The sequence below is a fragment of the Paenibacillus sp. MDV22-iso6 genome, assembly GCF_058408365.1.
Genome location: NZ_JBZVDZ010000006.1, coordinates 437815 through 453684, shown reverse-complemented (window position 1 = coordinate 453684; position 15870 = coordinate 437815). Strand labels below are relative to the sequence as shown.

Below are 15870 nucleotides of genomic sequence, written 5' to 3'. Positions count from 1 at the left end.
CTTCATCTGGTGCACCTCATAGTCGGATCTTGTAATCATCTGAAAATAAAAAAAGCCCTAATTGAATTAGGGCCAAAGCATAAACCATTGTTGAGTAACAACAACCTTTACCAAAAATTCTGAACGTTATTGCTCTTGTTGGACTGATCTATTCAGCAGAACAGTTACGGCCTCCGCTCTAGTTGCTTTATCATTCGGCGCAAACATATGATTTCCTTTTCCTTGCATCAAACCTGCTTGCTGCACATAAAGGATGCTTCCACTTGCCCAAGCTGCAATATCCTTATCGTCAGCAAAGTTGGTTACAGCATTATTCTCAATGGTTATACCCGAAGCTTTAGCAAGCATGATGGCCATCTCTGCACGTGTAATGTGATCATTTGGATGGAAAGCACCATCGGTGTATCCTTTAATAATACCTGCTTGTACCGCCTGTGCAACTGCCGTCCTTGCCCATGTATCAATTTCGGTCTCGTCTGTGAACGATAGCGATACTGCTTCGCCCTGTGGTTTCAACACATTCATCAGCATCACCGCGAATTCTGCACGTGTTACTGTCGAATTAGGCTTAAACGTACCATCGGTGTATCCGTTGACGATTCCGCTTGCAATCGCTTTTTGAATATTGGCTTCCGCCCAATGTCCGGTAATATCACTGACGTTTATGGTCGGCGTTTTGTCGATGGACAGAACCGCAAACTTGGTGAAGTGATCGACATCGACAGTTATTTGATTTCCGATAACTTTACCACCAACTTCCACCCAAATCTTTTTGCCTTCATCATAATAAAAGACTGCAACTTGCTGCTTGCCTTTAACGACGGATGGATCAAACACGAAGGTCAGTGTAATCGGAGAATTGAAGTTTTCTGCAAAATTTTTCTCAAGCTCATAAACCGGGCTGGCAAGAATCTCGTTATTTTTTAAAAGGCTAAACGTATCCTGCACCTTTTTAATGATCAATTGCAGATCTTTCACAGTGGCGTTAGTCGGAATTGAGATTTTAATCTCGGTCCCCAAGCTAACCTCTCCTGCTTGGCCTGCCATAAGCTTTAGTTGACCATTACTTGAAGTAACCGGAGCATTGTTTGGCTTCGATAATGCCTCGCTAGGAAACGACGAACCGCCGCCCGTCGTTGGAGCCTCTGGTGGGTTCTGCGTCTGTGCAAGCAACGTAATTGTATAAGTTACCTTTGTTACTCCGTCCTCTGCTATAACAATGACTTTCCTGCCAGTTTCCAATGTTTGTGCTACATGAATCCCATCCGCATCGTAAACTTCAAATGTTGCATGTGCTGCAGGGGTAATGGCAGCTTTGAGCGCAGCAAGCGTTGTACCATATGGGATATTTTTAATCGTTTCCTGACTTGTCCCACCTTTACTTACTGTTCCAATAGTGGAATTCAACGTTGCTAATGTATTCACACTGACTTTTAAGCTGATGTCACCGGAGACACTTTCATAGAACGTATCGTCTCCTTCATAGGTTGCCGTAAGGGAATGATTGCCGATACCCAGCTCTGAAGTCGTAAAAGTTGCCTTGCCACTGGATAAAGATACTTGAGCAATTTGCTCCTCACCATCCTGAAAAACGACGTCTCCGGTGGGTGTACCGCCATCCGGACTATCTATCTTTGCTGTCAAGACGACTGAATCTCCGTGCAGTGTTTCCGATTTACTGCTCGTCAACTGAGCCGATGAACGCTTCAGATCAACTGCCTGTTGAAAGAAAGAGTGACTGCCTGCATAGAGGTCATCCCCGTTATACTTTGCCTCTATACTGTTTAATCCGACAGAAAAAGAAGAGACGGAAAGTGTGGCTATGCCATCAACTACAGTTGCTGAGCCTATCAAATGATTCGACCCGTTTATGAAATCAACTGTTCCTGTAAGAGTTTCCTGAAGATCTGAAGACGTTACTGACGCAATTAAATCAACAGACTTTCCTATCCGTGAAGGATTCTCGCTTGAGCTTAACTCGGTAAATGAAGGAATCCGGTTTACCTCATAACTCAATTCAGATGTTTCACTTGAGGAATAATTGGCGTCACCTGAGTACACAGCACGAATGGCGTGTGTGCCGATCCTTAGATCCGCTGTCGTGAAGTTGGCAATGGACGCAGGCGCGAGTAATTCTTCCAAACCCATTGTAATGCTATCATTGCCTTGCCCCCAGAAGGTGAGGGTCTGCGCAGCAGCATCCATAGTAATTTTCGACAAATAACGTGCCCCCCCTTTTGTCCATTGCTTCACGATGTTGCCGGAAGCATCGTAAGCGACAATATTCATAGCATTGTCATTATTGGTATAACTATAAGCCCAGTACGTGTATTGCCCCCACTGAACAATGGGACAGGTATTGTTAGGGCTGTCTGTGCAAACCACTTTACTTCCAGGAGGGATTAAAGCATTTGTAGAAGATGTTGTAATCTTAGGCTCAGGCTGCCTTAAAGGAGCCGTCACCAGAGCTTGTTCCCCATCCATAAAGGTTACCATCCCGCTTGGTATGGTTTGTTCGATTGCCGGATTCGTTACCGTGGCGGTAAAGGTAACTTCCTTTCCATAGGTCGACGATGCGGAACTCGCCGAAATTTCTGTTACCGTCCCCCCCTGTGCAAGAGCCGTGCCAGTCCCAGTATCCATCAGTGTAGGTAACGTCAAAGCGAGAATAACCAAGATTATTATCTTCTGTTTAATTCCGCGAATCATGTTGTGCACTTCTATTTCTCCTCTATATGAATAGTAGCATTGCTGAACTCTCGTTTCCCCTCAGTCACAATGCAGGAATTAACAGAGCTTGGCTGTTGTGCTCCTCCATACTGTACAGCAAAGCTTTCCTCTGTAATCTGAAAAGAAAGCGCTTCCTGTTAGGTATTATTGATATTTAAAATAAATAAACGGTAGTTACTGTTTAGACAGAATCTACCGTGTGCTACTTCAAATAAATTGGCGTGAAGGTTCGGAGCAAAACCGTTTGAAATCGAACCTCGATGACTCCTCATCTTGATCGAGTAGATCCCGAACAATCTCATAATAAGACCTTGCGTCGTCTTCCCTTTTCATCAGGAGCAGCAACGAAATCATTTTGACATGGAGCAGGCTACTCAAGGGATTTAACTCCGCCCACTTGCGCATCAGATTCAATGCGATATCGAAACGCTGTTGTCGCACGTAAACCTTAACTATTGCTTCAAGCAATTCTGCGTAGCCGAGCTCAAGCTCAGCTTGTCGCGTCGTTGCCCAAGCATAACCGCTCCCCGATAGATAACCCTCTCCATATAATTGGACAGCCTTCAGCGCATGTGTTAAGGATGAATTCTGTTTGAATAACCGTACCTCTTCTTCATATGAATCGACATCATCGAATGATACCCGCCAATTCAGACTGTAGCTGCCACCAGCCGTTTTAGTCTGAGATATAAGATCGGATATCCCCGAGACCTCCAAATCCTTACGAAGCTGATAAATCGTCGAATACAAATTGGTTTGCGTCCGCTGTTCGTCCTTCCCATACCATATTTCATCCATAATCTGCGCTTTACTGACCGCTTTTCCTTGATGATGATGAAGATAAGCCAAGAGCTCCTTGGACTTAGAATTACGAAAGCGAATCATGTCGCCGCTCTCCGCTAAAACGTTGAAGGGACCGAAGCGTTGAACTGCAATTCCACGTTTAGACTGATGCGTTGCCTCATTCTTGCTACCGTTCCTTTTCACGAGCCTTCCGATTGTTCGTTCCAGGTCATTCTGCAGAATGGGCTTCAATAAAAAATCGATGGCTTCTACCTCAAAAGCACTCTTGGCATACCCCTCATAGGCCGTCAGAAATGCGATATGAATCTCTGGCCTGCATTCCTGAAGTCGTCGTGCCAGCTCCAAACCGTTTATCATAGGCATCTCGATATCAAGCAAGGCCAAATCGATTCTTTCCGGCTCCGTTAAAATATATTCCAAGCAATCCGTCGAACTATGGAACAAGCCTACTATCTGAACTTGCGGAATCAGTTCCAATAATTTCGTAACTCTGCGAAGAGCTGGCTTCTCATCATCCACCGCAATGATTTGAATCATCCGTTCTCCTCCACTCCTATGACTTTGAGGGATGCTCTTAAAACCTTTGTAAAAATTAAAAAGCATAATATAGAAAAAAAGCCTTCAAACACTTGCAATCTTTGTGTTTAAGGCTTTTTGACATTGGAGCCTAGGGGGATCGAAGCCTCGAACCCCTGACCACATCGCTGCCAGCGATGTGCTCTCCCAGCTGCGCTAAGACCGGGATATAAAAACTCAATATTTCTTAATGGTATGTTTTACCCTTGAATCTTATCTATCGATTGAACCCATCGTCTGTAGCATCCTGATAAACACAACCGCCGCTTGCGCGCGTGTCGACTCCCCCTTTGGATCGAACGTATTTGCGCCCGTACCTGTCATGATATCAAGCTTGACCATCAGGCGAAGGTCCTCAAGATAGGCTGTATCCGCGTTTCCGATATCCTTGAAGCCATTAAGGCTCACCGGCTCTTTGGATATCGGCAACTGTTCAAGTCCCGCCACTGCCGCCAGCATACTAGCCATTTCCTCTCGTGTAAGCGGCTGATTAGGGGAAAAGCTGTTTTCTTTCACAAAGGCGAGCAGTCCGAGCTCCTTCGCTATGGATACCTCGCCTGAATACCACGTACCTGGTCTGACATCGTTGTAGGGCGAAATGTACTTATCAGATGTCCCGCGTCCAAGCGCCCGGACTAACATAGCGGTAAACTCTGCTCTGGTTAACGCTTTGTTGGGATCATACAGTCCTCCGCCTACGCCTTCGACTAAACCTTTGGCTGCAGCAAGATCGACATCTGATTGGCTCCAATGCTGCTGTACATCAACAAAACTTACCGTGTTTTGTGCCACAACGTAGACACTGTTTGAATAGGAGCTGATCTTTACAACCCACACGCCGTCAATCTGTTTCTTCTCAGCTGCAACAAACTCCAATTTCTTTGTCGTTACGTTATAGCGGAATGCCCCCCATTGAGCAGGCATGCCCCCCACGCTCTTGGGCATCGGAATCACTCTTGTAAGCGCCTTGCTGAACTTATCTACCGTTCCGATCGCTTGTCCCGTCTTGGTGTTGATGATATAGATATGAAAATCTACAATCGCACCCATTGCTTGAGCATTCGGGAGGCTGTTTGCAAATACTGCTTGGATGTCCTTATCGCCGGACTTGTCGGTTAGCGTAATTTTAAAGCTAATGTCATCGTTATTCACATTATTCTTAGCTAGCAAGTCCTTCAGCCCCGGAATGAGAGATGCCAGATTGACCGGCACTTGATAGCTGCCGTAAGGGGTCTTGATCTCGATGAAGAAGGTAGCGTTCTTGCCCTCAATGCTCGTTAAAATGCTTGCCGGTATGCTGACATAGGCAAAGCCGTCTTTTGGTGTAACTTCAAGAGTGACGGACGGCTTACTGCTATCGATTTTAGCCGAATCAATCATAATGCCGTTTTGGTCAATATCCAAATGGGTTGAAGCAAGAGGAGTAGTTCCAACAGGAGTAGTTCCACCACTACTGCCACTATTAACAACCTGCGTTACATTAAAGGTTACCGGCGTCATGCCCGATGCCGACACTGTTACCGTAGCTTTATACGTCCCGGCGGCGAGTTCGTCATTGGCTTTTACCGTAAAGGTCGTCGACGGCTTCCCACCATTGAGCGTTGTCACCGTCGGCTGCGTAATCGTAAAGCTACTGGCGTTTGTTCCGCCGAGCGTTGTCGTCAAGCTCACCAAGTCACCAGATCCCGTTCGCGTCAAATTGACCGTTTTCGTTTCCTGCATCCCCGAAGCATAGCCCGCAGTCAGCGCATTCAGCGCCTCATCTGACAACGGGCTAATCGCGTACGTAACAACAAACCTAGTAAATTGGGCTACTCCCGATGTCACCGATGTACCACCAGGCGTCGTTACCGTTACGTCTACGGTTCCTGCACTACCCGCCGGAGCGATGGCCGTGATTTGTGTCGCTGAGTTCACGGTATAGGACGCCGCCGTTGCACCGAACTTCACCGCCGTTGCATCTGTCAGATTCGTACCGGTCAATGTGACGATCGTGCCTCCGAACGTCGGACCCGATGTCGGCGACATGTTTGTAATCGTCGGTTCGGCATGGTACGTATATTGGTCCGCTGCCGATGTCGCCGATGTACCACCAGGCGTCGTTACCGTTACGTCTATGGTTCCTGCACTACCCGCCGGGGCGATGGCCGTGATTTGTGTCGCTGAGTTCACGGTATAGGACGCCGCCGTTGCACCGAACTTCACCGCCGTTGCATCGGTCAGATTCGTACCGGTCAATGTTACGATCATGCCTCCGGACGTCGGACCCGATGTCGGCGACACGCTTGTAATCGTCGGTTCGGCCATGAAGTATGTGTAGCCGCCCATCAACGTTGCGGTTCCTCCTGGTGTCGTCACCACGATATTTACGGTTCCTGCACTACCCGCCGGAGCGGTTGCCATAATTTGCATTGCCGAATTTACAGTATAGGACGTCGCCGCTCTTCCGCCGAACGTAACCCCAGTCGTCCTGGTCAGATTCGTACCCGTCAATGTGACGATCGTGCCTCCGGACGTCGGACCCGATGTCGGCGACATGTTTGTAATTGTGGGTTCAGCCAGGTACGTATATTGGTCCGCTGCCGATGTCGCCGATGTACCGCCTGATGTCGTTACCGTTACGTCTACGGTTCCTGCACTACCCACCGGAGCGGTCGCCGTAATTTGTGTCGCTGAGTTCACGGTATAGGACGCCGCCGCCGTTGCACCGAACTTCACCGCCGTTGCATCGGTCAGATTCGTACCGGTCAATGTGACGATCGTGCCTCCGGATGTTGGACCCGATGTCGGCGACATGCTGGTAATCGTCGGTTCGGCAAGGTACGTATATTGGTCCGCTGCCGATGTCGCCGATGTACCGCCTGATGTCATTACCGTTACGTCTATGGTTCCTGCACTACCCGCCGGAGCGATGGCAGTGATTGACGTTGCCGAATTTACGGTATAGGACGCCGAAGTTGCACCGAACTTCACCGCGGTCGCCCCGGTCAGATTCGTACCGGTCAACGTGACGGTCGTGCCTCCAGACGTCGGACCTGATATCGGCGACAACCCTACAATCGTCGGCGCGGCCATGGACATATACGTATACTGATCCACCGCCGATGTCGCTGAAGTCCCGCCCGACGTCGTTACCGTTACGTCTACAGTTCCCAAACTACCCGCCGGGGCGGTTGCCGTGATTGACGTTGCCGAATTTACGGTATAGGACGCCGCCGCCGTTGCACCAAACTTCACCGCGGTTGCCCCGGTCAGATTTGTACCGGTCAACGTGACGGTCGTTCCTCCTGACGTCGGACCCGATGCCGGCGACATACTTGTGATCGTCGGCGCGATTGCATTGACTAGCACGTTCGCCGTACTGCCCACGTTATTAAACATTAATGCTGCAGCGTTGCCTGCTTCATCCATAATTGATCCGCCATTTAGAGACAAGGCTCCAATAGTAATCCCGTTACTATCGGATAGTCCGGTTTGGACAGTATATCTGAATCGCAACGCGTTTGATCCCGAACCGCCTGCATAGGTTGCATACACAGTTGTTGTTCCTACAACTATAGAGATTGTTGGAGTGTCCGTAACAAACACGACCTCGTCCATGTTCACTGTAAAATTCAAGTCCTCTCCTGCACCATAAGTACCATTGGCAGGAACATCCACGCTTGTCACGGAAGGCCCAACTGTGTCAACAAAGTAATTGTTTGATATGGTGGTTCCGTTCCCCGCAACGCCTGCGGCAGTTACACCTGAGTGATCGAGCGAAATATGGAATGGACCGCTGAAATTGCTTAGGGGCGGCGTGAGGGTTGCGGTATAGTTAATATTGTCATAATTTGTTAATCCACCAAGAGTGCCGCTACCTATGGTCAAATCAGCAAGGTCAAACCCAGTCACCGCTTCTGAAAAGGTAATCCTCACCAGTGACGTTTCTCCGGAAGCCAGATGATCATCAGCTACAAAAATGACGGCTGTTGGAGTGGCCGCAAACGCCTTTTCAAATAAGTACAATGGCAGCAAACTTAAAATGATTACACACACAAATAACTTTCTTATTGTTCTTGTTTGATACATACCCTGTTACCCACTCTCTAAGTTAGGATTCACTTCGATATTCCAACCGGAAAAGAACGTTCTGAACAAATTTTCACACGAAAAAAAGGCTTAACCGTCGAACCATATAAGATGAACTAAGATTAAAATTGGAGCTGATTAATGACTCTGGTTGGCGATAAAATAATTTGTTTCATTAAATCAGCAGGGTTCAATTGCGGACTACATTTCAATCAGGAAAACGTAATTTCACGAAATGCTCTTTGCTCGACCGGTTTTGCTTGGGCAATGTATATATGGCTTTATTTGTGAAATGAAGTCGAACCGCCAAAAAACGCTCATACTGGCGTGTACTGTCTGTTTGTTTCATCCCTTCGGTTAGTTTTTGAATTTTGTTTTGTCATTGTCTATACCGACCTTCGGTTACTTTTTTTCGAATTGGGGAGATACAGCCCTTTTTAGAAACTATGAATTCAAATTATGTAGTAAAAAAATGCCCGTCCAGTTATTTGCTATTATATAACATTATGAGTTTTTTCGTTCAGTAAATTATCGAATGTTCTTGCGAAACGCACTTTCTTCGTTCTATCAGAATATGTCCATAAAAAACAAAAAAACGCAGTTCCCAAGGACTGCGTGCATTTACTATTTTGGTGGAGCCTAGGGGGATCGAACCCCTGACCTCATCGCTGCCAGCGATGCGCTCTCCCAGCTGAGCTAAGGCCCCAAATTATGAATGTAACAAGTTGTCCAACACTGCAATGCTCCGCAGGCGACTCCTATATCATATAAAATACAGCTTTTGCTGTCAACAACTTTTTCTTGAAGCTAAAGTGATTGGAGAAGAACAACCTTTTTACTGGAACACACAGATGGTAACCCCAGAATGCTCTTCCCCTTTTACCCGTTTCACTAATCCTCGTTGTTGTCTTTGGACAATAAAGATTTCAGTTCTTTCATGAACATATTGATGTCTTTGAATTGACGGTACACCGAAGCAAAGCGCACATAGGCTACTTCATCCACTGGAAACAGCTGTTCCATCAGCAGTTCGCCAATCTGACGGCTCTCTACTTCTGCATCGGCTGTATTTCGCAGAGACTTCTCTGCCTCAGATACCATCATTTCCAGTGTCTCCACAGAGACCGGACGTTTCTCACAAGCCCGAATCAGGCCACGGAGAATCTTGTCCCGGCTAAATTCCTCACGACTGCCATCTTTCTTGATGACGATCAGCGGTGTTTCTTCCACCATTTCAAAAGTTGTAAATCGACGGCTACATTGCTCACACTCACGACGACGACGAATCGATTTCGATTCATTGGCCGGCCTTGAATCAAGCACCTTTGTGCCCAGGTAGGCGCAATAAGGACATTTCAAATCAGATCACTTCCCACGTTTTACTTTTTACCAGAAATTGCCTGCATGCATTTAGTTATGAAAATCGTATTGCCGACACATAATACTTTTACCAACCGCGAGGAGGTGAACAGCAATGGCACAAAGCAATGGTAACTCCAACAACCTGGTGGTAACTAAAGCTTCCGCAGCTCTCGAACAACTGAAATATGAAGTTGCTCAAGAACTCGGAATCAGCATCCCACAAGACGGATACCAAGGTAACATGACTTCTTACGAGAACGGTTCGATCGGTGGATACATCACGAAGCGTCTGGTAACAATTGCAGAACAGCAATTGGCAGGTCAATACCAATAATATCTGCATCGTAATACGGTACACAGAGGAGCATGGAGCGGCCGGTGAACAACCGGCCTGCTCGGTGCTTCTACTTATTTTAGAGCATGAATCCAAAGTGTCTTAACTTAGAACGTATTATAGATCTTTACATATTGATTATAATAATAAATGACGCGTTGTACATAGTGCCGGGTTTCACCAAACGGAATATCTTTGACCGTCTCGAATGAACCGTCCCATACGCCATCCCTTAACCATGAGTTCACTTTACCTGGACCTGCATTGTAAGCAGCAATCATAGCCGCTTCATTCCCGTCAAATTGATCTGACAGATTACGTAGATACCAGGTGCCCAGCTGGATATTCCTTTCAGGCTCGTGCTTCAATTCTTCCAATGAGGTTCCCGGAATTTTGGCTTGCTCCATAATCCAGTTCGCGGTGTCAGGCATCAGCTGCATTAATCCGATGGCACCTCTCTTGGATTCCTTGCTTGTCTTAAAATTGGTCTCCACCTTGATGATGGAAGCGATGAGAAACGGATCAACCTCATAACTCTGAGACTGGGCCCGAATCTCTTCCTTATAATGAATCGGATAGAACCATGACATCCAATTGGTATTCAGGAACAGCACCAATACAAAAGACACAAACATCAACAACAGTACCCGTTTCTTACGCAGCAATCTCATATTAGGCCCTTACGATGCAAAAATGAAATGAGTTGCTGCTCCGTCTCTGACCACAAGCCGCTGTTATCGATAACCACGTCAGCACGCTGCTTCTTATCTTCAATATCCATCTGCACGTCTATACGGGCATCTGCCTGTTCTGCCGTCATTCCATCCCGGCTCATCAGTCGTTCTAGCTGCACTGACCTCGGAACGTAAACAACCATCACCTCTTCGAAGCCATCCTCCAGCCCTGACTCGTACAATAACGGAATATCCGATACGACCAGCTTGTCCGGATGTTCAAGCTCGTACAGAGCAGCGCGCTCGCGCATCTCCTTGCGGATCGCTGGATGTGTAATAGCCTCAAGTGCCTTACGTTCCTCTGGATTCTGAAAAACAATACTGCCAAGCTTTTTCCGATCCAGTGTTCCGTCCTCATTCAATATGGCTTGTCCGAACCGCTGAACAGCCGCAGCCAAAACGGGATGCCCGGGCAGCATTACTTCCCGGGCAATAACATCTGCATCAATGAGCAACGCTCCCTTACTGGCGAGAAAGGCGGACACGCTGCTTTTGCCTGTCGCGATCCCGCCGGTTAAGCCAATATTCATTATTTCACCTCACAACAACTTCATTATTCCCATAAACATTAATAAAAGCGCAGGTAACACAGATAATCTTCGCATCCACCGCAGAGCAGCAAAGCGCAACCCAACTTTCATGCCCAGTGACAGAAATGCCCCACTAAACAACGCAATAACTAATGCTGTCCACAAAGTCGGAAATCCCAATAATGCTGCCCCTAATCCTGCACCAAAAGCATCCAGAGAAAGGGCTATCCCCAGCCACATCGCTTCTTGGACGGATATACTGCCCGAGTTATCCATATCCGCCTTCGAGGGACTACGCAGGATCTGAATAACCACACCCAGCTTCCGCAGCTCAAGTGTAAAGACCATTCGTTCCAGAGATCCTCCAGAAGCAGATGGCTCAAGCTCCAGCGCGAGCACCTGATTCCTGCCCTTCGACTGAGCTTCTGGTGAGGCTTGCGTACTACTGCGGATTGTTCCTGCTCCTGCTCCTGTTCCCTCACCCACTCCATTGTCCGATTCCAGCTGTTCCTTGCCCCGTTTTCGAATGAGTTGCAGCAACGACCATGCGCCAATACCGATCAGAATAACCGCTCCAACAATTGAAGCCACGTCCGGAGATACGACATGAGACAGAAGCACACCTACTTGCATCGATAATGCAATAACCAGACCCGAACAGATGGAAATGACGACAATGGATAACAGCGGAATTTTAGTTCTCCGCAGCCCATATGTAATCCCGACTCCAAAACCATCTAAACTAAGCGCCAAAGCAAGCGCCAGTAATGAAATAAAATGATGCAGCACCCCGGATTCCTCCCCTGTGCGGAACTCGTTCCAACTGGCGGCTGCCAGTATGGGTATACGCCCGCTTATTTCTGCCATATCAGTATATGGAGGGAGGAATCCAAGGGTGCTACAATTTGACGATTTCGTTCATGCTACCAAACCCATCAACGATTTAGAGCAGCGGTTGACAGTTTGGACAGTAATGCGTGCCCCTACCACCTACAACACTCTTCTCGATTAATGTGCCACACGTTGCACAAGGTTCAGACTTGCGTCCATATATTTTCAACTGATGCTGGAACATTCCCATCTCGCCCTGTCCATTGACATAGGACTTAATGGAGGAACCTCCTGCATTCACCGCATCCTGGAGCGTAACCACGATCGCTTCATGCAGCACGGTTAACTGGGCTTCGGTTAATGTCTTGGCAATGGTTTCTGGATGAATTCCAGCGCGGAACAAGGCCTCGTCCACATAAATATTCCCGATGCCGACCACATATGCCTGATTTAACAAGACGGCTTTAATTTTGGTCGTGCGTTTGCCAACAGCCTCACGGAATGCAGCTACAGTAAACGCAGGATCAAGCGGCTCCAGCCCCAGTTTTAACAAAGGTTTGGATACCAGTTCCTCCCCTGCATTGAAGAGATGCATTGTACCGAATTGACGAACATCCTTGTAACGTAATTCTGTACCATCGGTAAAGTGAAAGATAACATGGGTATGCTTCTCCACTTCCTCATGTTGTTGGTATACCCCGTACCTGCCTTCCATCCGCAGATGGGAGACAAGCACCAGCCCGTCCAGCAAAATACGCAAAAACTTGCCTCTGCGCTCCACACCGATCACGGTATGTCCCTTAAGTTCCATTGCAAATGCATCTATGTCGTCCGGCCGCTGAATAATCCGCGGCAAGCTAACGGTAACGGAGTCAATGGTCTTGCCAACAATAAGTTGATTCAATGTTCTTCTGACTGTTTCGACTTCCGGTAATTCCGGCATGATGTTCTCACCTCCCCTATATTATAACGGAAGATGGCGCTCAGCGGGACCCCTTCTTGTGTCGAAAACAGTTGAAAAATATTTTGTAAAATAACGGAAAACCCGCTTGGGATCTATTATTTAGCCTCGTACCAGTTTTCTCCGTAGCTGACTTCCGCTTTTAGCGGCACTGACAGCTCCAATGCTTTTTCCATCACCGAAGGAACCAGCTCTTTCATCAGTTCCATTTCATCCGCAGGCACTTCGAATACAAGCTCATCGTGCACCTGTAATAGCATGCGGCTCTTCAGCTTGCGTTCACGCAGTGCTTCATCCATCTGTACCATGGCAAGCTTGATGATATCTGCCGCAGTTCCCTGGATCGGTGTATTCATTGCTGTCCGTTCCGCGAAGGAACGCAGGTTAAAGTTGCTTGCATTGATTTCTGGCAGATAACGACGGCGTTCCAGCAACGTTTTGACATAACCATCCTGACGGGCTTCCTTCACAATATCATCCATATATCGACGCACACCCTGGAATACTTCAAAGTATTGATCAATGAACTGTGCTGCCTCTTTCCGCGTGATATGCAGGTTCTGCGAAAGGCCGTAATCACTGATGCCATATACAATCCCGAAGTTAACCGCCTTGGCAGAACGACGCATGTCTCCATCCACCTCTTCTGGCTTCACGCCAAACACATCTGAGGCCGTCTTCGTATGGATATCCATGTCCTGGACAAAAGCTTCCTTCAGCCGCTCATCATCTGAAATATGTGCAAGGACGCGCAGTTCAATCTGCGAATAGTCTGCTGCCAAAATGGACCACCCTGGTTCGGAAGGAACAAATACCTTTCTGATTTTACGGCCTTCCTCCATCCGAATCGGAATGTTCTGCAAGTTCGGGAACTGGCTGCTAAGACGTCCAGTAGCCGCAATCGTCTGACGGTAAAACGTATGCACCTTGCCATCCTTATCTGAAATCTCTTTGAGGAGTCCTTCTACATATGTGGACTGCAACTTGGCAAGTTGACGATATTGCAGAATATGTTTGACTACATCATTATATGGAGCCAGCTTCTCCAATACTTCGGCATCCGTAGAGTATCCTGTCTTTGTTTTCTTCACCACAGGCAAACCGAGTTTATCAAATAAAATCTCACCCAGCTGTTTCGGTGAATTCAGATTGAATTCCGTACCGGAAAGCTTGTAGATTTCCGCCATCAACCTACTTATATTTTCTTCGAACTCACTACCCAAAGCCTTCAAATCTGCCGTATTAGCCTTAATCCCCTGTTTCTCCATATCTGCAAGAATACGTGACAATGGCATCTCCAGTTCATGGAAAAGTGCGTTCATCTCATTACTCTCCAGTGCCTGCTCTTGGAGTGGAATAATGGCTGCTACTGCCGCCGCTTTACGACATAGAAAATCGCCCAATATATTCGCCTCAGGCACTCTGTATTTTGCACCTTTGCCCATAACCGAATCATCCTCCACGAGGGAAGGCAGACCATACTTCGTGGTCAGGCCGCTAATCGTCTGATTCGATTCAGTTGGATCAAGCAAATAGGCAGCCAATTGCACATCAAAGGACGCTCCAGCAAACTCAATGCCATGCGCATGCAGTGCCAGATCAACACGATGTAGATCATAACCACGCTTGGGTTGATCTGCATTGCCGAGCCATTCTCGTACTGGGGCAGCTGCATCTGACTGGAGCAATTCGGAAGACAGGAATGTATAGGTTTCGGCTGAACCAACAGCAAGTCCAATGAGTTTCGCCTGATGCGGGTTATCACCATGTGTCTCCACATGCAGCACATCAATGGATTCGAGTGAACTGAACAGTTCACTAATCGTTTCTTCTGTTGCAATGGAGGATTCCACTACGGCCGCCGGAACGGCTTCCTGTTCAGAAACTACACTTGCACGGAATGACAGGCGCTCTAGCAAAGACTTGAATTCGAGCTTGGCCAAAGCCGGACCTGCCAGTTCCTCTTTTAAGCCAGCAAACTGCATATCTTCCCAAGTTTGTTCCAATGGAACTTCACGGTGGATCGTGGCAAGCTGCTTGCTCATACGTGCATCTTCGGCGTGAGCCTCAATTTTTTCTTTCATTTTGCCCTTTAGCTCACCTGTGCCGTTAAGAACTTCCTCAACCGAACCGAACTGGTGCAGCAGCTTCAGAGCCGTTTTCTCTCCAACACCAGGAATGCCCGGAATATTGTCGGACGCATCGCCCATCAGACCTTTGAGGTCAATGATTTGCAGCGGGGTCAGACCATAGCGCTCCTTGATCTGAGCGGGATCGTATAGCTCAATCTCGGTTACCCCTTTGCGCGTAAGCCCGATATGCACATGTTCAGAGGCAAGCTGCAGCATATCTTTGTCACCTGACACAACGAGAACCTGTCTTCCGGCTTCATCCGCACGTTTCGTTAATGTTCCGATAATATCATCCGCTTCAAACCCTGCAAGCTCAAACTGGGCAATCCCGAAGCCCTGAAGCAGCTCTTTCAGCAGCGGAAATTGTTCCGACAACTCCGGCGGTGTTTTCTCCCGACCACCCTTATACTCCTGGTAACCTTCGTGTCGGAACGTAACTTTGCCTGCATCAAATGCCACCATCACATGTGTCGGTTTATGCTCTTCCAGCAAGCGCAGCAGCATCGTGGTGAAGCCGTACACCGCATTGGTGTGCAAGCCTTTCGAGTTAGTTAGCGGTGGCATTGCAAAAAACGCCCTGTAAATAATGCTATTTCCATCTATAAGAATAAACTTGTCCATTCCAGCACCTCGCGTATCGTATGGTCAATCCTTCAATCACATCTACTCTCATGATACCATACACACCTGTTACAACAAAAAAATTAGTCATCTTTATAGGCCATGATCTGGCCTGCAAAAAAAAGAACTCCCTCCGCGGATGACCTGTTCACAGGCCGCCCGAGAGAAAGTCCCTTCATTTCGC

Annotated in this window: 10 protein-coding genes and 2 tRNA genes; 1 reads left to right on the top strand and 11 read right to left on the bottom strand. The window is 47.6% G+C overall.

Annotation, left to right across the window (positions count from 1 at the left end; translation table 11 throughout):
- Positions 1-126: 126 nt before the first annotated feature.
- From AC4PM4_RS19420 to nrdR, 6 genes are all read right to left on the bottom strand, one after another.
- The gene (locus AC4PM4_RS19420) at positions 127-2709 is read right to left on the bottom strand and encodes an Ig-like domain repeat protein (protein WP_491614324.1); all 2583 of its coding nucleotides are present in this window, start codon (positions 2707-2709) and stop codon (positions 127-129) included.
- Between the two features lie 228 nt (positions 2710-2937).
- The gene (locus AC4PM4_RS19415) at positions 2938-4071 is read right to left on the bottom strand and encodes a response regulator (RefSeq protein ID WP_274570362.1); all 1134 of its coding nucleotides are present in this window, start codon (positions 4069-4071) and stop codon (positions 2938-2940) included.
- Between the two features lie 124 nt (positions 4072-4195).
- Positions 4196-4270, bottom strand: a tRNA-Ala gene (locus tag AC4PM4_RS19410).
- Between the two features lie 53 nt (positions 4271-4323).
- A complete protein-coding gene (locus AC4PM4_RS19405; protein ID WP_491614307.1) occupies positions 4324-8148 on the bottom strand; it encodes an IPT/TIG domain-containing protein in 3825 nt (1274 codons plus the stop codon).
- A gap of 663 nt (positions 8149-8811) precedes the next feature.
- Positions 8812-8887, bottom strand: a tRNA-Ala gene (locus tag AC4PM4_RS19400).
- Positions 8888-9072: 185 nt separating this feature from the next.
- Complete coding sequence (gene nrdR, locus AC4PM4_RS19395) at positions 9073-9540, bottom strand: transcriptional regulator NrdR (protein WP_063568108.1); 468 nt, start codon at positions 9538-9540, stop codon at positions 9073-9075.
- Between the two features lie 115 nt (positions 9541-9655).
- On the opposite strand from nrdR, the gene AC4PM4_RS19390 reads away from it, so the two are divergent.
- On the top strand, positions 9656-9877 hold the full coding sequence (locus tag AC4PM4_RS19390) for an alpha/beta-type small acid-soluble spore protein (protein WP_053783555.1): 222 nt from the start codon (positions 9656-9658) through the stop codon (positions 9875-9877).
- Between the two features lie 107 nt (positions 9878-9984).
- Here AC4PM4_RS19390 and AC4PM4_RS19385 read toward each other — a convergent pair whose 3' ends face one another.
- From AC4PM4_RS19385 to polA, 5 genes are all read right to left on the bottom strand, one after another.
- A complete protein-coding gene (locus tag AC4PM4_RS19385; protein ID WP_063568107.1) occupies positions 9985-10548 on the bottom strand; it encodes a lytic transglycosylase domain-containing protein in 564 nt (187 codons plus the stop codon).
- Positions 10545-11141, bottom strand: a complete 597-nt coding sequence (coaE, locus tag AC4PM4_RS19380) for a dephospho-CoA kinase (protein ID WP_063568106.1) — start codon at positions 11139-11141, stop codon at positions 10545-10547. Before coaE ends, AC4PM4_RS19385 begins: the two co-directional genes overlap by 4 nt.
- 9 nt (positions 11142-11150) lie before the next feature.
- Positions 11151-11930: a manganese efflux pump gene (locus tag AC4PM4_RS19375; protein ID WP_491614323.1), complete on the bottom strand. Its 780-nt coding sequence runs from the start codon at positions 11928-11930 to the stop codon at positions 11151-11153.
- A 154-nt stretch (positions 11931-12084) separates the two neighbouring features.
- Complete coding sequence (gene mutM, locus AC4PM4_RS19370) at positions 12085-12915, bottom strand: DNA-formamidopyrimidine glycosylase (RefSeq protein WP_090954530.1); 831 nt, start codon at positions 12913-12915, stop codon at positions 12085-12087.
- 116 nt (positions 12916-13031) lie between these two features.
- A complete protein-coding gene (gene polA / locus AC4PM4_RS19365; RefSeq protein WP_072733975.1) occupies positions 13032-15686 on the bottom strand; it encodes a DNA polymerase I in 2655 nt (884 codons plus the stop codon).
- Between the last annotated feature and the right edge of the window lie 184 nt (positions 15687-15870).

Excerpts from the sequence above, each read along its gene's own strand:
- AC4PM4_RS19420 (WP_491614324.1), bottom strand. The coding sequence starts at position 2,709 with ATGATTCGCGGAATTAAACAGAAGATAATAATCTTGGTTATTCTCGCT.
- AC4PM4_RS19385 (WP_063568107.1), bottom strand. The coding sequence starts at position 10,548 with ATGAGATTGCTGCGTAAGAAACGGGTACTGTTGTTGATGTTTGTGTCT.
- AC4PM4_RS19415 (WP_274570362.1), bottom strand. The coding sequence starts at position 4,071 with ATGATTCAAATCATTGCGGTGGATGATGAGAAGCCAGCTCTTCGCAGA.
- coaE (WP_063568106.1), bottom strand. The coding sequence starts at position 11,141 with ATGAATATTGGCTTAACCGGCGGGATCGCGACAGGCAAAAGCAGCGTG.
- AC4PM4_RS19390 (WP_053783555.1), top strand. The coding sequence starts at position 9,656 with ATGGCACAAAGCAATGGTAACTCCAACAACCTGGTGGTAACTAAAGCT.
- polA (WP_072733975.1), bottom strand. The coding sequence starts at position 15,686 with ATGGACAAGTTTATTCTTATAGATGGAAATAGCATTATTTACAGGGCG.
- mutM (WP_090954530.1), bottom strand. The coding sequence starts at position 12,915 with ATGCCGGAATTACCGGAAGTCGAAACAGTCAGAAGAACATTGAATCAA.